This window comes from Pseudoalteromonas sp. Ps84H-4, from assembly GCF_024124645.1.
In the GTDB taxonomy this organism is placed as follows: Bacteria; Pseudomonadota; Gammaproteobacteria; order Enterobacterales; family Alteromonadaceae; genus Pseudoalteromonas; species Pseudoalteromonas lipolytica_C.
Genome location: NZ_JAMXSK010000001.1, coordinates 189,662 through 211,242, shown reverse-complemented (window position 1 = coordinate 211,242; position 21,581 = coordinate 189,662). Strand labels below are relative to the sequence as shown.

Annotated in this window: 19 protein-coding genes; 17 read left to right on the top strand and 2 right to left on the bottom strand. The window is 40.4% G+C overall.

Annotated features, from left to right (window positions below; translation table 11 throughout):
- The first annotated feature begins 124 nt into the window (after positions 1–124).
- From nlpI to purF, 14 genes are all read left to right on the top strand, one after another.
- Positions 125–1,003 carry a lipoprotein NlpI gene (nlpI, locus tag NH454_RS00965; RefSeq protein ID WP_135923959.1) on the top strand — a complete coding sequence of 293 codons (879 nt, stop codon included), beginning with the start codon at positions 125–127 and terminating at the stop codon, positions 1,001–1,003.
- A 151-nt stretch (positions 1,004–1,154) separates the two neighbouring features.
- Complete coding sequence (locus NH454_RS00960) at positions 1,155–2,189, top strand: hypothetical protein (RefSeq protein WP_253038066.1); 1,035 nt, start codon at positions 1,155–1,157, stop codon at positions 2,187–2,189.
- A 212-nt stretch (positions 2,190–2,401) separates the two neighbouring features.
- Positions 2,402–5,194 carry a monovalent cation/H+ antiporter subunit A gene (locus NH454_RS00955; protein ID WP_253038065.1) on the top strand — a complete coding sequence of 931 codons (2,793 nt, stop codon included), beginning with the start codon at positions 2,402–2,404 and terminating at the stop codon, positions 5,192–5,194.
- Entirely contained in the window at positions 5,194–5,538 is a 345-nt protein-coding gene (locus tag NH454_RS00950) for a Na+/H+ antiporter subunit C (RefSeq protein WP_135923962.1), read from the top strand. Before NH454_RS00955 ends, NH454_RS00950 begins: the two co-directional genes overlap by 1 nt.
- Positions 5,535–7,052, top strand: coding sequence for a monovalent cation/H+ antiporter subunit D (locus tag NH454_RS00945; RefSeq protein ID WP_135923963.1), 1,518 nt, complete (start codon positions 5,535–5,537; stop codon positions 7,050–7,052). The genes NH454_RS00950 and NH454_RS00945 overlap by 4 nt, the downstream gene beginning before the upstream one ends.
- Positions 7,052–7,588, top strand: a complete 537-nt coding sequence (locus tag NH454_RS00940; protein WP_135923964.1) for a Na+/H+ antiporter subunit E — start codon at positions 7,052–7,054, stop codon at positions 7,586–7,588. Before NH454_RS00945 ends, NH454_RS00940 begins: the two co-directional genes overlap by 1 nt.
- Entirely contained in the window at positions 7,582–7,851 is a 270-nt protein-coding gene (locus NH454_RS00935; protein WP_135923965.1) for a K+/H+ antiporter subunit F, read from the top strand. Before NH454_RS00940 ends, NH454_RS00935 begins: the two co-directional genes overlap by 7 nt.
- Positions 7,852–7,859: 8 nt before the next feature.
- On the top strand, positions 7,860–8,192 hold the full coding sequence (locus NH454_RS00930; RefSeq protein ID WP_135923966.1) for a Na+/H+ antiporter subunit G: 333 nt from the start codon (positions 7,860–7,862) through the stop codon (positions 8,190–8,192).
- Between the two features lie 102 nt (positions 8,193–8,294).
- Complete coding sequence (gene truA, locus NH454_RS00925) at positions 8,295–9,089, top strand: tRNA pseudouridine(38-40) synthase TruA (RefSeq protein ID WP_253038064.1); 795 nt, start codon at positions 8,295–8,297, stop codon at positions 9,087–9,089.
- A gap of 158 nt (positions 9,090–9,247) precedes the next feature.
- Positions 9,248–10,123 (top strand): acetyl-CoA carboxylase, carboxyltransferase subunit beta, encoded by an 876-nt coding sequence (gene accD / locus NH454_RS00920; protein WP_135923968.1) that lies wholly within the window; start codon positions 9,248–9,250, stop codon positions 10,121–10,123.
- Between the two features lie 25 nt (positions 10,124–10,148).
- The gene (gene folC, locus NH454_RS00915) at positions 10,149–11,414 is read left to right on the top strand and encodes a bifunctional tetrahydrofolate synthase/dihydrofolate synthase (protein WP_135923969.1); all 1,266 of its coding nucleotides are present in this window, start codon (positions 10,149–10,151) and stop codon (positions 11,412–11,414) included.
- Positions 11,415–11,425: 11 nt separating this feature from the next.
- Entirely contained in the window at positions 11,426–12,079 is a 654-nt protein-coding gene (locus NH454_RS00910) for an SPOR domain-containing protein (protein WP_253038063.1), read from the top strand.
- A 572-nt stretch (positions 12,080–12,651) separates the two neighbouring features.
- Positions 12,652–13,146 carry a CvpA family protein gene (locus tag NH454_RS00905; protein WP_135923971.1) on the top strand — a complete coding sequence of 165 codons (495 nt, stop codon included), beginning with the start codon at positions 12,652–12,654 and terminating at the stop codon, positions 13,144–13,146.
- 18 nt (positions 13,147–13,164) lie between these two features.
- Positions 13,165–14,691: an amidophosphoribosyltransferase gene (gene purF, locus NH454_RS00900; RefSeq protein ID WP_135923972.1), complete on the top strand. Its 1,527-nt coding sequence runs from the start codon at positions 13,165–13,167 to the stop codon at positions 14,689–14,691.
- Positions 14,692–14,768: 77 nt separating this feature from the next.
- Here the strand turns inward: purF and NH454_RS00895 are convergent, their stop codons facing one another.
- Positions 14,769–15,368: a Yip1 family protein gene (locus tag NH454_RS00895; protein ID WP_135923973.1), complete on the bottom strand. Its 600-nt coding sequence runs from the start codon at positions 15,366–15,368 to the stop codon at positions 14,769–14,771.
- Between the two features lie 230 nt (positions 15,369–15,598).
- Here NH454_RS00895 and miaE point away from each other — a divergent pair, with 230 nt between their 5' ends.
- The 3 genes from miaE (at position 15,599) to NH454_RS00880 (ending at position 20,751) form a co-directional block, all read left to right on the top strand.
- The gene (gene miaE, locus NH454_RS00890; protein ID WP_253038137.1) at positions 15,599–16,357 is read left to right on the top strand and encodes a tRNA isopentenyl-2-thiomethyl-A-37 hydroxylase MiaE; all 759 of its coding nucleotides are present in this window, start codon (positions 15,599–15,601) and stop codon (positions 16,355–16,357) included.
- A 246-nt stretch (positions 16,358–16,603) separates the two neighbouring features.
- Positions 16,604–18,823 (top strand): EAL domain-containing protein, encoded by a 2,220-nt coding sequence (locus NH454_RS00885; RefSeq protein WP_253038062.1) that lies wholly within the window; start codon positions 16,604–16,606, stop codon positions 18,821–18,823.
- Positions 18,823–20,751 (top strand): HAMP domain-containing sensor histidine kinase, encoded by a 1,929-nt coding sequence (locus NH454_RS00880; protein ID WP_253038061.1) that lies wholly within the window; start codon positions 18,823–18,825, stop codon positions 20,749–20,751. Before NH454_RS00885 ends, NH454_RS00880 begins: the two co-directional genes overlap by 1 nt.
- On the opposite strand, the gene NH454_RS00875 is transcribed toward NH454_RS00880, so the two are convergent.
- Positions 20,752–21,537, bottom strand: a complete 786-nt coding sequence (locus NH454_RS00875; protein WP_199527842.1) for a transporter substrate-binding domain-containing protein — start codon at positions 21,535–21,537, stop codon at positions 20,752–20,754.
- Positions 21,538–21,581 lie beyond the last annotated feature (44 nt).

The window sequence follows — 21,581 nt, the reverse complement described above, 5'->3', positions numbered from 1 at the left end:
GATTGAGTAGCCAGTTATTTGCTGGTTATAAGAAAAAGGGGCTGTTTAGCCCCTTTTTTTATGCTTTAATGAAACCTATTAGCTTCGATTTTGTCTACAGAAAATTCAGGTATTAAGGAATTTAATGATTTTTAAACACTTAGCATTGACCGCAGTGGCTATTTTTTCTTTAAGTGCGTGTCAAACAACCTCACAACCTGAGTCAGTTCCGATTGTTAATGTTCCATTTACTGCGCCGCTACTGCCTGATTTCCGCAATGAAATTACGATTGCGCGCTACTCTGAACTTTTAAATCGTGCAGATTTGAGTGCAGAACAACAAGCCAAACTTTATTATGACCGCGGTGTATTATTTGACAGCTTAGGCATGTCTACACTGGCACGTATCGATTTTAACCGTGCGATTAAGCTTAAACCTGATTTAGCTGAGGTGTATAACTTTTTAGGTATTCACCACACACTCATGCAACAGTATGAACAAGCTTATGAGTTTTTTGATTCAGCACTAGAGTTAAATGAGCAGCATGAATATGCTTATTTAAACAGAGGGATTGCGCTCTACTATGCTGATCGCCCGTTACTTGCTCAAGATGATTTGCAACAGTTTTTAAATCGCTCACCAAGCGACCCATACCGTGTACTTTGGCTTTACTTAGCTCAATCAGAAGCTGATAAAGCACAGGCCTTAATTGACTTAAAAGCAAATGCACAAGGTGTTGACGAGTCTCAATGGGGTTACCAGTTACTTGCACTGTATCTAGGCGATGTCAGTGAGTTTGAATTCTTGTCTGGTATCATCGAAGGGGTTACCTCTGAACAAGAGTATGCACACCGCTTATGTGAAGCCTATTTTTACCTCGCTAAGATGCATCAAGCGGCAGGTGATAATTACTTGGCTGCTGATTACTTTAGACTTGCCCTTGCCACCAATGTGCATGAGTTTGTTGAATATAAATACGCTCGCTTAGAACTTGAGTTAATGGCTGGTGAAGACGCGAGCTAGTGTTTATTTGCTGGTTATTACTTTACTGAGCTTGGGCTGTGTTTCAAGCTCAGTATCATTGTTTTCTCCGAGTTACGTTTTTTACGCTCAGAAGAGACCTTCCCAAGCCGTTGCTATTTATCACCTAGCGCCTAATGCCCTCAACACGCAATTGGACACACTTTCAACCCTGCAATTACGAAGGCTCGCTGAACTTAAAAATATTAATGCAACCTATCAACTTGCCATGCGATTTTTACAAAAGGGTGATTACTCTGCTGCGCAATTATGGTGGCAAACTCAGTTTGATAGCTTCAGTCCTTTACAGCAACAACGCTTAGCTGATCATCTGGCAGCGGATCAACAATGGCAGGCTATTTCTATGCTGTGGCGTAGCGGCCAATTACCAAATGGTAATGCCAAACAATCTTGGTATTTACGACAAAGCATGGCAACAGCAAATATAAGTCCTCAATATGCTGAACAACATCAATTTGTGTTATCGCTAAATGATTTGAAAGCACAGCCACAGTGCCATTTTAATGTGCTGATGATGACTGATCACGCTGATGGAATTGCTACGCTGAAGTTGTTTAAGCAACGTTACGAGTCAAAGCCAGAACCTTCGATCAACAGTTTTTGTTTTAGCGAAGTTGTTTATGTAGCAGACCAATTTCAATGTAACAGCAGTGATAATGTGCTGCAGTGTGATTGGTATCAGGCAGAAGATTACACGTGGCCCGCTGGATTTGATTTTATTGTTATGATGTCTGAACAGGGCAGTGCTAACGTGCGTGGCGGAATAATGCATATTAATTCAACACAGCCTTATGCTGTATTTTTACATGAGTTGATGCATTTTAATGGCTTTGAAGATGAATACACATTGCCAACTCAAAAGCAGCAGTGGCTATGTCAGCAGCAGGGTCATGTTGCACCCAATTTATTTATAGCGCGTCAGCTTAAACCTCCAGTAGGCTGGCAAAAGAGTATCGCTTGTAATAATAATTTGGCTTATAAGCCAAGCCCTGATTGGTCAATTATGCAGTATCAGTTAATGGGGCTGTCTGAACAGTATCGACAACTTTGGCAAAAGCAAATTAACCAGCCCTTAACAAAGCCTGTTCGATTTTTAGATTACTTTGCTTTTTTGGGCTTAAAACCTTCAATTACAATGGCTTCAACTAAACATAGTTTTTCTGACTAATCGTCAATTTATTGCTATTTTAGTATGTAAAGTGGTTAAAACTTGTGCGAATAGGTGTGGCTGCTATAGACAAAATAGCCCCTGATCAGTATAACTATACGCATTGTAAGCTTTTTTTGAAGCCAACTTTTAACCATCCAAATGAACAGTACGCAACTAATTATAACTAGCAGCAGTATTGATATTCTTATGACACTAAAAGGCTCTTAATTATGACTTTGCTCTGGATACCCCTGTTATCCTTAATCGGCAGTGTTATTTCATCCTGCACCTCAAAAATAACGCGTAATCAAAGTACCGCTTTGACTATGCTAGCGCCTTTGCTTGCCCTTGGAATAGTATTCTCGTACACACCTGCGGTATTTTCTGGTGAAATGATTCGCTACAGCGCAGAGTGGATCCCGTTATTAAACATGCAAGTGTCTTTTAGACTTGATGGTTTAACCTTGCTTTTTTTATACATGATCTTAGGTATTGGTACCTTAGTGATTTTCTATGCGCGTTATTATTTAAGTAATAACGACTCCCTGCCTAAGCTTTATTGCTACTTAATGCTATTTATGACCGCGATGGTCGGAATAGTAATGTCGAATAATGTTATCCAGCTTTGGCTATTCTGGGAGCTTACCAGTATTAGTTCCTTTTTGCTTATTAGCTATTGGTGGCATAAATCTGAAGCCCGTAAGGGCGCGCGCATGGCGCTTGCTATTACAGGGGCGGGCGGTCTTGCGCTATTGGCAGGCTTATTATTGATTGGTGACATCGTTGGTAGTTATGATCTGGATGTTATCTTAGCGAGTAAAGCACTCATTCAATCTCATGCGCTCTACGAAGTAGCATTAGTATTGGTGCTTTTGGGAGCGTTTACTAAATCGGCGCAATTCCCGTTTCATTTTTGGTTGCCGCATGCAATGGCTGCACCTACACCTGTGAGTGCCTATCTACATTCAGCTACCATGGTTAAAGCTGGTATCTTTTTGCTTGCCCGTTTCTACCCAGCATTAGCAGGCACTGATACGTGGTTTATCTTGGTTGCTATGACTGGTCTTGCTACTTTATTGGTTGGCGCTTATATCGCATTATTCAAGCATGACTTAAAAGGTTTACTTGCTTATTCAACCATCAGTCATTTGGGTCTTATCACGTTATTACTTGGCTTAGATACTGAACTTGCCACGGTTGCAGCGATTTTCCATATTATTAACCATGCAACGTTTAAAGCCTCATTGTTTATGGCAACCGGTATTATTGATCATGAAACGGGGACTCGTGACATGCGCAAACTAAACGGTATGTGGCGCTTTATGCCTTATACTGCCACGCTTGCAATGGTTGCTGCGGCTGCGATGGCTGGTGTGCCATTGTTAAATGGTTTCTTATCGAAAGAAATGTTCTTTGCTGAAACCTTGCATCAGCAAGTACTAGGTTCGATGTCGTGGCTCATTCCGGTTTTAGCAACTGTAGCTGGTGCTTTATCGGTCGCTTATTCTGCACGTTTTATTCATGACGTGTTCTTTAATGGTGACCCGATTGATTTACCTAAACAGCCACACGAACCACCACGTTACATGCGTGTGCCAATCGAAATTTTAGTGGTGTTATGTTTATTAGTGGGTATGTTCCCTCACTTTGCTGTGAGCGATATTTTAGCGTCTGCTTCGTATGCGGTACTTGGTGATGCAGCTCCAGATTATAAGCTCTCGGTATGGCATGGCTTTAATTTACCTTTATTAATGAGCTTTATTGCTACTTGCTGCGGTGTGCTTATCTATGTGCAACGTAAGCACCTGTTCCATTTCCAAGCTTCATTACCGACATTAAATGCTAAAAAAGGCTTTGAACGAGGCCTGTATTCTGTGATCAAATGGTCACAAGCTAAAGTTAACCGTATTGAAAATGGTTCATTGCAACGATACGCTTTTGTAATGATTGCGGTTGTTTTGATGTGTGCTGGTTGGCCATTGTTTGAGATGCAACAACTTGCGGGCACAAGTGAATTAACACCTATTGATTTTCATAACGCCATTGGCGCGGGTCTGTTAATTATCGGTGCGCTTGTCACTGTTATTTGGCATCGTTCGCGAATGATATCTTTGATTATGATTTCAATTGTAGGTCTGATGGTATCTGTAGCTTTCACTCGATTCTCTGCGCCAGACTTAGCACTGACTCAGTTAACAGTTGAAGTTGTCACTGTGATGCTACTGATGCTCGCATTATTCTTTTTACCGCAGCGTACCCCTAAAGAATCTAGTTCATTGCGTGTCTTGCGTGACTTAGGGATTTCCTCAGCTGTTGGTGTTGTTGTGGCCAGTATCTGCTACGCGCTGTTGACCAGACCGCTTGAATCAATTTCTGATTTCTTTATTGCCAATGCTAAAACTGGCGGTGGCGGTACTAACGTTGTAAACGTGATTTTAGTTGACTTCAGGGGCTTTGATACCCTTGGTGAAATAACCGTACTGGGTATTGCCGCATTAGGTATTTATAAATTACTTATTAATCTGCCATTGTTTATGCCGGCAAGTGATAGCGAAGGGCGCCCATGGGCTAGAGAGCGTTATCCAATCTTACTGTCGAGTATTTCGCAAAGTTTATTACCACTGGCATTATTGGTGTCTGCTTATATTTTCTTACGAGGTCACAATTTACCGGGTGGTGGTTTTATTGCAGGTCTAGTAACGGCGATTGCGTTTATTTTGCAATATATGGCAAATGGTTCACACTGGATTGCAGACAGATTTGATGTGAATTATCGCAAAATTATTGCATCAGGTATTGCCATTGCATTGTTCACAGGTGTGGGGAGTTGGTTCTTTGACCGTCCATTCTTAACAACGTGGTTTGATTATTTTGATATTCCGTTAGTCGGCAAAACAGAACTTGCCAGTGCTATCGTATTTGATTTAGGTGTGTATTTAACTGTTGTAGGTGCAACGCTGATGATTTTGGCAAGTTTAGGTAAATTGACTGCCGATACACCCAAGCGAGAGGTAAATATTTAATGGAAGTATTGTACGCATCATGCGTGGGCGTGCTGGTTGCATGCGGGATTTTCTTAATATTAAGAGCACGTACCTTTCCGGTTGTGCTTGGTTTAACCATGTTATCGTACGCGGTTAACCTATTTTTATTCTCGTCAGGTCGCTTAACGATTAATAAAGCTGCAGTACTAGGCAGTGCTAGTGAGTATGCGGATCCATTACCGCAGGCACTTGTGCTTACCGCTATAGTTATCGGTTTTGCGATGACCGCCTTTGTGGTTATTTTAGCTATTCGTGGTCGTGCTGATTTGGGTAATGATCATGTTGATGGTCATTTATTAAAATCATCTAAGGAGCAAAAATGATTCAGCATTTAGCTTCTTTACCCATTTTAATCCCTATGTTGGCAGGCGTTATTTTATTAATGCCACCGTGCGGTAAAAACTTACATATTCGTCGTGTAGCTTCCGTTATTTTATCGATAGTTACGTTGCTAATAAGTGCTTATTTGCTATTTCATGTTAATACTACTGCATCATTGGTTTATGCTATCGGTGATTGGTCAGCACCTTTTGGTATTGTGCTTGTGGCTGATAGGCTCTCTGCATTACTGGTGCTACTAACCAGCCTATTGGGCGCGGTGATTGTGCTTTATAGCTGTGCAGGTGACGACAAAAAAGGCAGCTTTTTTCACCCGCTAGTCCATTTTTTAATTCTGGGTGTGAATGGTGCTTTTCTAACTGGTGATGTGTTTAACCTATTTGTATTTTTTGAGGTGTTACTGATTGCCTCTTATTCGCTATTGATGCATGCCGGTGACAAACACAAAACACGAGCAGCACTGCAGTACGTGATATTAAACCTAATTGGTTCAAGTGTATTCTTAATCGCGTTAGGTATTCTATATGGTGTCCTAGGAACATTAAATATCGCTGATTTAGCACAAAAAGTCCCTTTACTAAAAGGTGATGATGTATACCTTGCGAAAATAGGTGGTTTGTTACTGATTGTCGTGTTTGCACTTAAAGGCGCGCTCTTACCTTTACATTTATGGCTACCGAATACTTACGCAAGTGCAATGCCATTGGTAGCTGCATTATTTGCGATTATGACAAAGGTAGGTGTCTATGCCATGCTGCGTGTATACACCGTTATATTTGGTGAGAATGCAGGTGAGCTTGCTCATATGGCACAGCCTTGGTTGTGGGGCTTAGCACTGGCGACAATTGTAATGGGCGCTATTGGTGTTTTAGCTAGCCAAGATTTTCGTAAGTTGATTGCCAACTTGGTGGTGGTGTCGGTTGGTACTCTCGTTGCGTTGGTGGCCATTCAAAATGTCTCTGCCACAGCTGCGTTACTCTACTATTTAGTTCATTCAACTTTAATTTGTGCTGTCCTGTTTTTATTGGCTGATTTAATTGCGCAGCAGCGCGGTAAGGTCGCTGACCGCTTAGTGGCGGGGCGTGCAGTTGCTCAGCCATTCTTGTTAGGTATTTGTTTTGTTATTGCGGCACTTGCCGTGGTGGGGATGCCACCATTGTCAGGTTTTGTCGGTAAAATTTGGATTTTAAAGAGTACTCTAGATAGCGAAAAAGCCATGTTGTTTTGGCCTATTTATATTTTATCTAGCTTGGCACTGTTGGTTGCGATATCGCGTGCTGGTACAAGCCTTTTTTGGGATCACAAATATAAAGATAGTGAAGCAATTGAGGGCGTAAAAGCACACCCTTTACAAGTGACTGCGGTCATTGTGCTGTTAGCATGCTCACCGTTAATGGTTATTTTTGCAGGGCCAATATCTGAATATATGCTAGCAACCTCTGAGCAATTGTTTGATATAAACCAAGGCATTCAGAATGTATTACAAGGAGGCCAATAATGCGTTTAGAAGCTCGTTTTCGTTGGCTACCGACTCCATTTCGTAGTGTATTACTTTTTGTTGTCTGGTTATTACTCAATAATAGCGTGTCGCCAGGGCATCTGCTGTTAGCTACTTTTTTTGCTATAACAATTCCGTGGATCACTTTTCCATTTCGCGATCCACAGCCCCTTATTGTTAGACCAGGATTGGCGTTTAAGTACTTACTTTTAGTGTTGTACGATATTGTCACTGCCAATTTACAAGTTGCGCTTTTAATACTCGGGCCGACTAAAAAGTTGCGTCCGGGCTTTATAAAAGTACCACTTGATTTAAGTCATGAAATGCCAATCACTATTTTGGCAAGCACTGTGTCACTAACCCCAGGCACTGTGAGTGCAGAGGTTTATCCTATTCCTGAGTCACTCGAAGAGGGCGAAGAAATTGAGCAGCGCTATTTACTGATCCATGTGCTCGATTTAGCAGATGAACAGGCGTTAATTAATACTATTAAGCAGCGCTATGAAGCACCGCTTAAGGAGATTTTTAGATGCTAGATACCGTATTTTTAATTGTCTATGCGATGATCGCCATCTCGTTATTACTAAATTTATGGCGCTTAATAGTGGGTCCATCGGTACCTGACCGTATATTAGCGCTAGATACGATGTTTATTAACACTATTGCGCTGATAATTCTTTATGGCATGAGTATGGATACCGGGCTTTATTTTGAGGCCGCTTTATTAATTGCCATGCTTGGTTTTGTTAGTACCGTTGCAGTATGTAAATATTTGCTGCGCGGCGATATTATTGAATAAGGTAACAAATAATGAGTGAATGGATTGTATCAATCTTACTGTTAATTGGTGGTTGCTTTATTTTGATTGGTTCGATTGGCTTAGTGAAAATGCCAGACTTTTTTATGCGTTTACATGGGCCAACTAAAGCCACTACTTTAGGAATGGCATCATTACTTATCGCTGCAATGGTGTATTTTAGCTATCACCATGATGGAGTGAGCGTTAAAGAGATCCTAATTTCAATTTTCTTACTGATCACCGCACCTATCAGTGGTTACATGTTGATTAAGTCAGCTATTCATCACAAACTTCGCGCTAAAGAAGGTACCAAGGGCTTAGACAACGTCGAGGACGATTAAAAACTAATCGTGCTAACAGGGTGAAGTACAAGGGTGCTTTTATTGCGCGAGCAGATCGCATAAAATGCCCCGTCATTTAGCACAGTAGGTAAATAGGTCATTATGCGAGTAGCACTTGGAGTAGAGTACAACGGCGCCCGTTACAGTGGTTGGCAACGTCAATCACATGTCAATAGCGTACAGCAAGAAGTAGAAACGGCGTTGTCGCGGATTTGTAATCACCCAGTCGAAATCGTATGTGCTGGCCGCACTGATGCTGGTGTTCACGGCACAGGGCAAGTGGTTCACTTTGACACTCATGCAGAACGTGAAATGGTTGCATTCACAATGGGCATGAATACCCTGTTACCGAAAGATATTTCTATTCGGTTTGCCGAGCCTGTCAGTGAAGATTTTCATGCTCGTTTTAGCGCCACAGCTCGTCGCTATCGTTACGTTATTTATAATTACACCTATCGCGGTGCAATCATGAGCGAAGGGGTGACGCATTTTCATCACCCACTCGATGAAACTAAAATGCAAGAAGCCTGTCAGTATTTAATTGGTGAGCATGACTTTACCTCTTTTAGGGCACTGCATTGCCAAGCGAATACAGCAAATCGTACGATTCACCATTTGTCGGTAAAACGCCAAGGTGACTATGTGATAATTGATATTAAAGCGAATGCATTTTTACATCATATGGTACGAAATATTACTGGCTGTTTGATGGATATTGGTCTGCATAAACATGAACCAGTCTGGTTAAAAGAATTACTTGATTTAAAAGAACGCGCTAAGGCAAGTGCCACAGCAAAGGCTGCTGGTCTTTACTTAGTGGATGTGGATTACCCTGAACACTTTGGTATTCCTAAAACACCATTAGGACCTCTGTTTTTACCTTATTCAGATAGTTAACTGAAAGTGCTGCACTACTAAGACCAGTTTTTTATATCGTCTACGGGTAATTCATGTTTTAATTGAAAAAATCTGTCTGTTTAATTACTAGAAGTAGTGCATCGAGCATACTTGATTAAACAGACTGCGACACAGAACAGCATTTAAGAGAGTTGCAAATGAGTTGGTTAGAAAAAATCTTACCTAAAACGACTAAATCATCAGGTCGTAAAGAAATCCCTGAAGGGGTTTGGGCTAAGTGTACAGACTGTGATTCAATTTTATACAAAGCAGAATTAGAAAAAGCACTCAACGTATGTCCTAAGTGTGATCATCACATGCGTTTAAGTGGCCGTAAACGTTTAGAAAACTTTTTAGATGATGCTGATCGTCACGAAATTGGTGCTGAACACGAACCAAAAGACGTATTAAAGTTTAAAGATTCTAAAAAATACTCTGACCGCATCACCCAAGCACAAAAAGCAAGTGGTGAAAAAGACGCACTTGTTGCAATGAAAGGCCGTTTAAAAGGCATTCCTGTTGCTGCTGTTGCATTTGAATTCTCATTTATGGGTGGTTCAATGGCGTCAGTAGTAGGTGCACGTTTTGTTGAAGCTGTTGACCAATGCTTAGAACATGATATGCCACTTATCTGTTTTTCTGCATCGGGTGGTGCACGTATGCAAGAAGCCCTTATGTCATTAATGCAAATGGCTAAAACAAGTGCTGCGCTTGCAAAGATGAGCGAAAAAGGTTTACCGTTTATTTCAGTATTAACTGATCCAACAATGGGTGGTGTATCTGCATCGTTGGCAATGCTTGGTGATGTGAACGTTGCAGAGCCTAAAGCATTAATTGGTTTTGCGGGTCCTCGCGTAATCGAGCAAACAGTACGTGAAACGCTACCAGAAGGTTTCCAACGCAGTGAATTCTTGTTAGAGCATGGTGCAATCGACATGATTGTTGACCGCCGTGAAATGCGTGACACCCTTGCACGTATCTTAGCGAAATTTATGAACTTGCCTTCTACTGAACAAGAGCATAGAGTAGCGTAAATTTCAGCTTAACTGATTAAACGCTATGACAGAAATCCTTCCTAGCCAATCATCAAGCCTTGATGATTGGCTTTGTTATTTAGAAAGTGTACATCCAGCCAATATCGAAATGGGGCTAGAGCGCGTAGAGCGTGTGGCAAACCAAGTCGGCTTACTCGATACATCAAGCAAAATAATCCTTATTGCAGGTACGAATGGTAAAGGAACGACAGCTCGTTGCTTAGAAAGCTTACTGCTTGCACAAGGTTTTAGTGTCGGGACTTATGCTTCTCCGCACCTTATTCGTTACAACGAGCGCGTGCGTATTAATGGCCAAGAGCTTGATGATCAATACCATGTTGATGCTTTCGATATGCTCGAAAAAGGTCGTGGTGACACACCACTGACTTATTTTGAATACGGAACACTGGGCGCTTTAGCTATTTTTAAACGCCATGCGGTTGATTATGTACTCTTAGAAGTGGGTCTTGGTGGTCGTTATGATGCTACTAATATAGTCAACCCATATGCTTGTGTGATCACTACAATAGATTTAGACCATAAAGAATACCTTGGTGATACTCGTGAGTTAGTTGGCTACGATAAAGCAGGTATATTCCGTACCAATACGCCCGCAATCGTTGGCGATTTAGCTATTCCACACACAGTAACTGATTACGGTAATGAAATTAACGCCGATATGGTGTTATCAGGTCGCGACTTTAAATTCACAGAAGACAGTGAAGGCTTTAATTGGCAATATAAAGCCAATGACTGGCGTTTAGCTAAACCTGCGATCCCTTGTCAAAATGCTGCCACAGCATTGACTCTACTTAGTAAGCTTGATTTATTACCAAACGAACAACAAGTAAGAGACTGTTTAGCAAACTTAACGGTTGAAGGTCGCTTTCAGCAGCTAAGTGAGCAACCACTTATTTTTACTGATGTAGCTCATAACCCAGAGTCGGCTCGTTATTTAGCACGTAAATTAAGCGTGTATAAAGATCAAGGGTTTAAAATTCATGCATTAGTCGCTATGCTTGCAGATAAAGATAAAGTGGCTGCTATGTCGGCTGTGGCCGATGTAGTTGATGAATGGTCGTTGGCGAGTTTAGACTGTTTTCGTGGAGATACCGTCGAAAACCTTGCCAGCGCATTAGCAGAAACGCCATCAACAGCGCCTAGCACCCATTATAAGAGTGTTGAAGCTGCATTAGATGCAATGTTACCAAAGCTAGATAAAAGCACCTTATTGATTGTGTTTGGGTCATTTATAACTGTGGCTGCTGCTATCAATTACTTTAAAGAATAGAGAGGAAATCGGTGAACGCAGGGTTTATTAATCGCTTAGTAGGAACCACCATTGTGGTTGTAGCGGCTATTGTTTTCATTCCAAATATTTTGGACGGAGAGAAAGTTCATCATGCAGAAAACTTTAAAGCGATCCCTGACCGCCCTGAGTTCACTACGATTGACTTACAACAAGCTATAGACAATAAAGTGGCATCAGCTGAGCAACCCGCCGAAGTTGCTGTTGAAGATGTTAAAGCTAATGATGCCGAGTTAACGGCAACAGAACAGCAATCATTTAGCGATGCCCCGAAAATGATTGAAGCATCAATAGATGAGCCTGTGAGTAATCAAGCTGAGCCAAAAGTTGCAGTGCAAGAGCCTGCAAAGCCGGTCGCTAATACTCCTGAGCCAACCCGTAAGCCAGAAGAAAACCTCACCAAAATGGCGTATGTTATTCAATTGGGGAGTTTTTCTCATGCACCTAATGTGAAATCGCTTCAAGAAAAACTAAAAGCGAATGGTTTCAAAACTTTCACGCGCCCGATAAAAACCCCGAACGGCACACTGACAAAAGTCTTTGTAGGTCCTTCACTTAACAAGAAAGAGTTAGAGAGTAAGCTTCCTGAGTTAAAGCAGTTAACCAAGCTAAATGGTAAAGTTACTCAGTTTGAAATTACGAAGTGATCTGGTAAAGGATACCCAAACCACCTGTAGATCCATGATTCAGCGCTATCACAGGGCTTTCAATACACGGCGTGGCAATACAGGAATGTAGGTACCTTTCAAGTTGCCACAACACAGTAGTAGAAGCCCTGTGAAGCGCCCGAAGGGCATGGCTAAAACGCATTTACTCTGCGTTATTGATTTTGCTAATGGGTACACCATTACCTACAATCAATGCCTTGCCTAAATACGTTTTATCTCATGCTGAATTCTTGCATCTACAGGTGGTTCTTATACCCAAACCACCTGTAGATCCATGATTCAGCGCTATCACAGGGCTTTCAATACACGGCGTGGCAATACAGGAATGTAGGTACCTTTCAAGTTGCCACAACACAGTAGTGGAAGCCCTGTGAAGCGCCCGAAGGGCATGGCTAAAACGTATTTATTCTGCGTTATTGATTTTGCTAATGGGTACACCATTACCTACAATCAATGCCTTGCCTAAATACGTTTTATCTCATGCTGAATTCTTGCATCTACAGGTGGTTTGGGTATAGAATGCGCCCCAAATTAACGACTAGTTGGTTCTTATGATCTGGGTTGATTACGCCATACTTGGCATTATTGCACTATCCACTATCATCGGTTTAATACGTGGCTTTATAAAAGAAGCAATGTCTTTAGCGGTGTGGGCTGGCGCATTTATCATCTCTAGTTTGTTTTACCAATATTTAGCATCCTTCCTAACAAGTATTTCAGAACCCCTTTTAAGAAATGCAGCCGCAATTGCCATATTATTTTTTGCGACACTCCTGTTGGGTGGTTTACTAAACTATATTTTAGGTGAACTTGTACAGCGTACTGGTTTATCTGGCACAGACCGTGTTTTTGGCATTGTGTTTGGTGCTCTTCGTGGCGTGTTGGTCGTGAGCGCGTTACTTTTCTTTCTTGATGCTTTTACCGGTGCACCAAATACGCATTGGTGGGGCAACTCTATTTTGATTCCAGAATTTGGCTTTGTTGTTGAGTGGTTCTTTTCGTACCTCGAAAACAACTCAAGCTTTTTAAATTCGGTAAACCGTTAATCGGCGAGGATAAATTTAATGTGTGGTATCGTTGGCATAGTCGGCACTTCTCCTGTTAATCAGGCGTTATATGACGGCTTAACTGTTTTGCAACACCGTGGTCAAGATGCAGCGGGCATCATTACCATTGAAAACAACACGTTTAGCTTACGCAAAGCCAATGGCCTAGTGAAAGATGTGTTTCATACCCGTCATATGAAACGTCTGCAAGGCACTATTGGTATTGGCCATGTACGCTATCCGACAGCTGGTTCATCTAGCTCGTCTGAGGCGCAACCTTTCTATGTTAACTCGCCATTTGGTATTGCGCTTGCGCACAATGGTAACTTAACAAATGCAGAAGCATTAAAGCAGCAATTATTTTCAGAAGCTCGCCGTCATGTTAATACAACATCAGACTCTGAAATCTTACTTAATATCGTGGCGCATGAGTTAAGTAAGTCAAATAAGCTTAAGTTAGATGCAGAAGATATTTTCACCGCGGTAACCGAAGTTAATAACAAAGTGACAGGTGGTTATGCAACGATTGCAATGATCATTGGCCACGGTATTGTTGCTTTTCGTGACCCTAACGGTATTCGTCCATTAGTTTTTGGTAAGCGTGAAACTGCAAATGGCACTGAATATATGTTTGCATCTGAAAGCGTTGCATTAAAAACTGATGGTTTTGAGTTTGTGCGTGATGTTGCGCCAGGTGAAGCAATTTACGTTACTGAAGACGGTCAGTTTTTCTCGCAAGCGTGTGCAGAAAAAGCTACTTACTCACCATGTATCTTCGAGTTTGTTTACTTTGCGCGCCCAGATTCAACAATTGACCGTATGTCTGTTTATGCAACGCGTGTAAACATGGGTACTAAGTTAGGTGAAAAAATCGCTCGCGAATGGGCCGACAAAGACATCGACGTTGTTATTCCAATTCCTGAAACATCATGTGATGTAGCACTTGAGATTGCCTCAGCTCTTAACTTGCCATACCGCCAAGGTTTTGTTAAAAACCGTTACATTGGCCGTACTTTCATTATGCCTGGTCAAGAGATGCGTAAGAAATCAGTTCGTCAAAAACTGAATGCTATTGACCGTGAGTTCAAAGGTAAAAACGTATTACTTGTTGATGACTCAATTGTTCGTGGTACAACGTCAGCACAAATCGTCGAGATGGCTCGTGAGTCAGGTGCAAAGAACGTTTACTTCGCTTCAGCTGCGCCTGAGATTCGCTTCCCGAACGTGTATGGTATCGACATGCCATCGGCTGCAGAGTTAATTGCTCATGGTCGTGAAGTTGAAGATATCAATGCTAGCATTGGTGCGGATGGTCTTATCTATCAATCGCTAGATGACTTGATTGCGGCGGTTAGCCAAGAGAACCCTGAAATCACTCGTTTCGAAACGTCTGTATTTGATGGCCAGTACATCACTGGCGATATTGATCAAGAGTACCTAAACCACATTGACCGTTTACGTAACGATTCAGCAAAATCAACGCGTGAAAATGCTATGTCTGCGGGTTTAGAACTTCATAATCAAGAAGAAAATAGCGCTGACTAGTCACTGTTTTCAAGATGATAAAAAAGGAGCTTTACAGCTCCTTTTTTGTTTTGGAAAGAAAGGAAATAATAATGAAATCAAGTAAACATGGGGTGAACAATACCGTTTGTCCAGAGTATAGCTGTTGCAGCTAAAATAATTACTAACAGAATAAGCCCGCAAGTAACGACCGAGCTTGCATAAATAAAACCTCTTTCCTCAGGAATATGCATGAGAATAGGCACGCCTGTGTAAAGTAGGTAAACAGAATAGGCCAGTGCAACTAAGCCAACACACACTACAAACCAAAGCTCTGGCAAAAATGCTGCAAATGACGACATGAACACTGGCGTTGCTGTATAAGCGGCAAGTTCTAGCGTTTGTGTAAAAGTGGGTTTAGCACCAAATGTTACTGCCATCCAATGAGCTAGATAAGCAAGCGCAAATACGCCTACTATGAGTGCAAAATACATCGCTACTGCGATCATCAATGCACTATCATGGGTTAAAAATACAGCTTCACCAGAACCAATACTCCATCCTAAGTGAACCGACGAATAGTAGCCCATAATTGAAGGGATACATGCAATTAATAGGATATGAGATAGGCTATAGCGCAAACTCTCATGGCGATTATCAATCGTTTGCCATTCTTCGAGTGGATGGGCGTATAAGCCCCATAAGTGGTTTAAAATCATAATTGTTGCCCCTGTAAAAAAGGAATAGTAGCTGTTTTATTTTTGTACAGCTTTGATTAAGTTATGGTTCAGTAATTAAATCTTGTCAAGAAGCTGAAATAATCGAAACAGTCGATTGAATGTAACTCTTTAGTGCATATAGGAAATTACTTTGCACTGATATGGGTCATGGAATGCAGGCTTAATTATGTGGTAAAATCAAACCAAGATTTTTGATGAGAAGTTATTCAGTGCCTTATTCTGATTTGTTAGCGCCAATTCATTCTTTTTTAAAGTGCGAAACGCCTGATGAGTGGATTGCTGCGGCAACCAAAAAAGAAAACTTAGATGTGGTTTTAATCGATCACCTTATTTGTGAATTAAAAGCAGCTCAGTCTGCCATGTTTTTAATTCGTAAGTACGCGGTTGATAAAGAAAGCAGTGATGCGTTGCTTGAGTGGTTAAAACCATTTGAAACACTTATTTACAAGCGAGAAGGGGATTGGCGTGAGCTTGCAGATAAAAACAAGCTGACTAAATCAATGATCCCAAAATCTAACTCACCTTATGGGCAAGACCTTATCGATAAAATGGTGATGCTTATTAAAGAAGAACTACATCACTTTTATCAAGTTCTTGAGATCATGGATGAATACGGCATTGAATATAAAAGCATTACCCCATGTCGTTATGCCAAAGGGATGCTGCGCCACGTAAAAACTTACGAGCCAGATGCCTTGGTAGATAAGTTAATTATCGGTGCTTACATCGAAGCCCGCTCTTGTGAGCGTTTTGCTAAATTAGCCCCGCATGTTGATAAGCGTTTAGGTGATTTTTATATCTCACTCCTGCGCTCTGAAGCGCGCCATTATCAAGATTATCTAACCCTTGCCCAAGAAATCAGTGAGTTTGATATCACAGAGCGTGTTGAGTTCTTTGCTCAACTAGAAGCCGATCTTATTTTAACACCTGATGAAGATTTTAAGTTTCACAGTGGTGTGCCCGCATAAACAGCTTCCCATCAAGTTCTGTAATAATTTGGTGGGATCTGTGTACTTTTCTATATTTTTTACAACTCCTTGCTGTCGCATGTTGTAAGTGTAAATGCTCACTAACATGTAGTTTTATAAGTGTTTATTCCTACTTAATTTGGTTAATTGGTTTTATCTTTTTGGTTTAGTGTACTATTTTTTAGTTATATTTGATGTTCCCAAATCATAATTGTTTGCATCGTGTGCTTAAAAAATGGAGAAGCCATGCTAGATCCGCAATCAACTTTTAAATTTATAGAGCCAAGCGTAAAACCCCAAAAAAAAGTAACAACTTGGAAAATTTTAACTGTTGAAGATGATGCTGACTATCAGCAAGCACTGTTAAATAGTTTTAAAGCTATCAGTCTTGACAGTGGAGATGAGTTACATGTTTTGACTGCAGATTCTGCTTTAGAAGCTGCGTCAATTCTATCCCAGCATAAAGATATCGCGTTGGTATTTATAGATGTTGTGATGGAAGAGGATGATTCTGGTTTAAGATTGGTCAACAGTATCCGTAATGTGTTGGGTAGAAATGATATGCGTATTGTTCTGCTAACAGGCCAACCAAGTTTTGCACCTGAGCAGCAGGTCATGGATACACTCGATATTGATGAGTACTGGAACAAGTCAGATATGACTGCGGAAAAGCTAAAATCTATTGTTAGCAGTCATCTTCGTACTTATCACTATATTTCGCAAATTTCGAATGCCAAACAAGGGCTACAGCTGGTACTTGATGCGGCAAGAAGCATTAATAGTAAAAATAACATTCACTCATTTTCTCAAGCTGTTTTAGACGAAATTGGCAAAATTTTACAATTATCGAATGGTGGGGGAGTGATATGTGTTGGAAATAGCAAATTAGCTTTAGCTGAGGTTATTTCTTGCAGTGGTTGCTATAAAGGACTTGAAGGCAAAAGTCTTTCATCAGAATTTTTAAGCTCTGAGGTGCAAGATAATATCGAAAAAGCAGTTGAAACTCGCCAGCACGTATTTTCAACGCACTATAGTGTCTTTTATTTTACCACACAGAATGTTGATGTGAATTACTACATCACAATTGTTAAATCTGATAACCAAATAGAAGAACATAATATCTATCTATTGCAGGTATTTAGTGAGAATGTGAGCACTGGCTTTGCAAACATTGCATTAATGAACCGGTTAACAGAGCTTGCCTATACAGATGTTACGCTGAATATGCCTAATCGAAATTGGCTGTTACGTGAAATTGATATGATGAATGCAGAGGAGCTGGCAAATACTCATTTAGTTATCTTTGAAATTTTGCAGTTTGATGAAAAGTCATTTCGTTTTGGTTATGAGTTTTGTAAGAAAACCCATAAAAAAATGCAAAGTAATATTCAGCAACAACTTCAAGCCTATTATCCTCGCATAGCGTTATTTAAAAATGACAGCTTGGGAGTATTGGTTGCTAGCGAGGTATTCAAAGATGAACAGTTAATTGACTCGCTAAAACAGCAATCTTTCGAAATTGACGGGGTAAAGCAATTTTTAAATGTGCGCATTTTGGTTATGCAACTAGATGCGTTTCCTGAGCATTCAGCCGAGCAAATTTTCAATCTTGCAGAATCAACACTTAGTGAAGAAAAGTCGCAAATGGCTGAGCTACTTTGTTATTCTGCTAAAAGCACTGAAGCAATCACACGCCGTTATTCATTAATGCAAGAGCTGCGCACTGCGATTCGTAAAAAACAACTTAAAGTGGCATTACAGCCTAAAGTTAGTTTAAGCACAAATGAAGTGGTAGGCTTTGAGGCGCTAGCACGTTGGCAGCTAGATAGTGGTGCTTTTGTCCCTCCTGACGAGTTTATTGAGCTTGCTGAAACAGCTGGACTAATAAGTGAATTAGATAAGCTTATTTTTGATAAAATCTTACAAATAATATATCAGTTAACAGAACGAGGTTTCACCATACCTATTGCGTTTAATGTATCTACGTATGATTTGTTGTCAGCAAGTTATTTTGATGAAATTCAAGCGCGCTTAGCTGAGCATCAAATATCCCCAGAACTACTTGAGCTAGAAGTGACAGAGACTCAAGCTATCTTTAATTATGAAAAAATAAATGCACGTTTGTGTCAATTTGCTGCGCTTGGCATGAAAATTAGTATTGATGATTTTGGTACGGGCTACTCCTCACTTGAACATATTAGTAGAATTCCTGCACAGGTCATCAAAATAGATAGGTGTTTCGTAGACAAAATTAATGAATCAATATCAAACCAGCATATTATTGAAATGATTATGATGCTGGCTGAAAAATTTGCTTTTCAAGTAACCGCTGAAGGTATTGAAACAGAAGCTGAGCACCAATGGCTTAAACAGTTAGGTTGTAGCTTTGGGCAAGGATATTACTACGCAAAGCCAATGTTTTTTGAAGATGCACTTGAGTGGCTGCAAAGTTGGTCTGAAAAGTAATGGTAGAAAAAGCGGTTTCGCAACTAAATGCGCTGCGTAAAAAGTCCATTATTAAATTAGCTATTGCGCTTGGGGTATGTGTAGCAATTAGCTTACTTGTGTTTTTACTTTTTTATCAAATAAAAAAAACTAATTTAGGTCTTTTGCAAGATAACACTTTGCATGCGACACATAGTATTTTTAGCCGGGAGCTCGGTGATGTTAGAAAAGTAGTAAAGTTACTAGTTGCAGATCAGTCATTAAAGCGCAATGACGTGTCAACGGTATCAGCAGAACAAGTTCGTTATTTAAATAACGTACTAAATCATTTTACTGATTTTGGCTTGGCTGCAGGCACAATTTCACAGATCCGCTGGTTAGATACACAAGGGCAGGAGCGACTGCGAGTTAATTTCAAAGCTGGAATTGCAGAGGTTGTACCTGAGCAACAGTTACAAAATAAACGAAACCGATATTATTTTACTGAGGGAATGCAGCTAAAAAATAATAATATCTACATCTCTCCTATTGATCTAAATGTTGAGTTTGGTGAGGTAGTGACACCTTTTCAGCCAACCTTAAGAGCTTCGTTTCGAACCTTGCCTGATGATTATCTTTTAGATGGGTTAATTGTGGTTAATTTTGATTTATCGTCGACATTAAATCATATCAAGGAGCTTGGTTCTGCGAAGGCTCAGGTGCAATTAATTAATGGAGAAGGATATTGGTTACTTCATCCTAATAAAGCAATGGAATGGGGCTTTATGTTAGCGCAGCCCGATTTAAGCCTGAAAAAAAATGACCCAGCGCTGTGGAACACAATGATTAGCGCGGCGAGTTCAAAACAGCTCGTTATTTCAAAGAGCATGTCGGCTAGTTTCTTAAAAATGAACTTGGGTAACGCTAATAGCCAACCCGTTGAAAATGATATTTTCATGTTAGTGAGTGCTAGTGACGGGGTTGTTGATGCGGTATTTATTCAGTCTTTAGTAACCGCTTTAGTTTTTGGCTTACTTCTTGTTGCTTTATCAATATATTATCAACTGCGTAGTTTTCGTTATCAGAGCAAGATTATTCAAACCTCAATCAACTTGGAAATTGAGCAGCAAGAATTACTAACGGCTAACACTAAATTACAGCGGTATATAAAACAGCAACACGAATTACAGGGAGAATTGATTGAGGCAAAAAGGCTTTCATCGCTTGGTTTAATGGTTGCGGGTGTTGCCCACGAAATGAATACTCCTCTGGGCGGGGCTGCGATTTCACTGTCTAATGCCGAAATGATAAACCAAAAATTACAAAAGCAAATTGAGCAGGGGCTAACTAAAGAGTTTTTAGAAACGAGTATCGAGGGGATCGATGTTAACTTAAAATTGTCTAAAGTAAATTTAGATAAAGCTATTTGTCATGTTAAAAGCTTTAAAGAAATGGCGCACGACAGAACAAATGATAACCATATAAAATGTGATATAAATAAAGTCATTGAAGACTTATTGCTCGGATTAAAGTCACGATTAAAGACCTTCAATGTGACAGTGCAAACTGATATAGAAATTGACAGAGAGATCGTTACGCGGCCAGGTGTCATTTCCCAAATTATTGAGAGCTTAATTGTTAATGCCATTTCACATGCATTCACAGAGCAAGACAATAAATTGATAGTTGTACGGGTGTTCGAAGAAAAATATAATAGCTTGTGTATCACTTTATCTGATAATGGTGTTGGTATTGATGATTCATTACGCAGCAATCTATTTGAGCCCTTTGTAACAACTTCAAGAAAACATGGCCATACAGGTCTTGGGCTGTACTTAGTTTATCAATGGGTAACAGAGATATTAGGGGGGCGAATAAGCTTAATTAGTCGTCACGATTTACCCGCTAATATTGCCACACAATTTAAAATAACTATTCCCTTGAAAGCCCAAGAGACAGTGGTTAAATAGTCAAATTTTACTAAGCAAGCGTTTAATTTTGTTGATCTCGATATCACTGAATTCATAGTGACGTAAAATTTTCTCAAGTCCACCACTGGCAAGTAATTCTTCTACGCCAATTCGTAGGCTATTTTGAAAGTGGAGTGCTTGAGGATGGCTTTTAGCGCTTATTACATGTAAATACTGGCTGGCTAAATAAGGCTTAAGCACACTAACTTGCTTTTCTTTGAATGCGCGCAAACGCTCATTATTAGCTAACCAATATTGGCCGACTTCTTTGCTGCCAGCAACAAGATCAACTCGTCCATTAAGTAAAAGCAGTAAGCTGTCAGCAAGGCTATCTGCGGTAACAATCGTTAGCTGAGGATGGCTTTCAAAGCTATCACTCACTACATAATCTTCCCCTTTACTAATTGTATAAGGAGCAAGCGAATATAAAGATCCCGTATAGAGAATGTCAGTATCGGCACGTTTAAATAATACCGTATTGGCAACGGCTAAAGGGTGTGAATAATAATAATCAGCTGCTCTGGCATGATTATGAAATGCACCGAGTACCGCAACACGCTTATTTCGTTTAGCAAGTTTCAGTGCGCGAGCCCAATGTGTATATTCTATGCTGGCTTTTTGCCCTTGAGTTTTTAATGCGGCAACAATAACTTCATGTAACCAACCAGGCTTACTCTGCTCACCAATAAAATAGGGAGGAAAAGGCTCAGTGACCAACTGCCAGGTTTGGCTATTAATCGAAAAGCTAAGCACTAAACAGCTACACAAGTATATAAATCGGTTCACCTAACATGCCCGTTTTTATTTGATACACAACTAAAGCATAGCTA

What these genes read in the sequence shown, in the direction of transcription:
- nlpI (WP_135923959.1), top strand. Translation starts at nt 125, where the DNA reads ATGATTTTTAAACACTTAGCATTGACCGCAGTGGCTATTTTTTCTTTA.
- NH454_RS00955 (WP_253038065.1), top strand. Translation starts at nt 2,402, where the DNA reads ATGACTTTGCTCTGGATACCCCTGTTATCCTTAATCGGCAGTGTTATT.
- NH454_RS00950 (WP_135923962.1), top strand. Translation starts at nt 5,194, where the DNA reads ATGGAAGTATTGTACGCATCATGCGTGGGCGTGCTGGTTGCATGCGGG.
- NH454_RS00945 (WP_135923963.1), top strand. Translation starts at nt 5,535, where the DNA reads ATGATTCAGCATTTAGCTTCTTTACCCATTTTAATCCCTATGTTGGCA.
- NH454_RS00940 (WP_135923964.1), top strand. Translation starts at nt 7,052, where the DNA reads ATGCGTTTAGAAGCTCGTTTTCGTTGGCTACCGACTCCATTTCGTAGT.
- NH454_RS00935 (WP_135923965.1), top strand. Translation starts at nt 7,582, where the DNA reads ATGCTAGATACCGTATTTTTAATTGTCTATGCGATGATCGCCATCTCG.
- truA (WP_253038064.1), top strand. Translation starts at nt 8,295, where the DNA reads ATGCGAGTAGCACTTGGAGTAGAGTACAACGGCGCCCGTTACAGTGGT.
- accD (WP_135923968.1), top strand. Translation starts at nt 9,248, where the DNA reads ATGAGTTGGTTAGAAAAAATCTTACCTAAAACGACTAAATCATCAGGT.
- folC (WP_135923969.1), top strand. Translation starts at nt 10,149, where the DNA reads ATGACAGAAATCCTTCCTAGCCAATCATCAAGCCTTGATGATTGGCTT.
- NH454_RS00905 (WP_135923971.1), top strand. Translation starts at nt 12,652, where the DNA reads ATGATCTGGGTTGATTACGCCATACTTGGCATTATTGCACTATCCACT.
- purF (WP_135923972.1), top strand. Translation starts at nt 13,165, where the DNA reads ATGTGTGGTATCGTTGGCATAGTCGGCACTTCTCCTGTTAATCAGGCG.
- NH454_RS00895 (WP_135923973.1), bottom strand. Translation starts at nt 15,368, where the DNA reads ATGATTTTAAACCACTTATGGGGCTTATACGCCCATCCACTCGAAGAA.
- NH454_RS00885 (WP_253038062.1), top strand. Translation starts at nt 16,604, where the DNA reads ATGCTAGATCCGCAATCAACTTTTAAATTTATAGAGCCAAGCGTAAAA.
- NH454_RS00880 (WP_253038061.1), top strand. Translation starts at nt 18,823, where the DNA reads ATGGTAGAAAAAGCGGTTTCGCAACTAAATGCGCTGCGTAAAAAGTCC.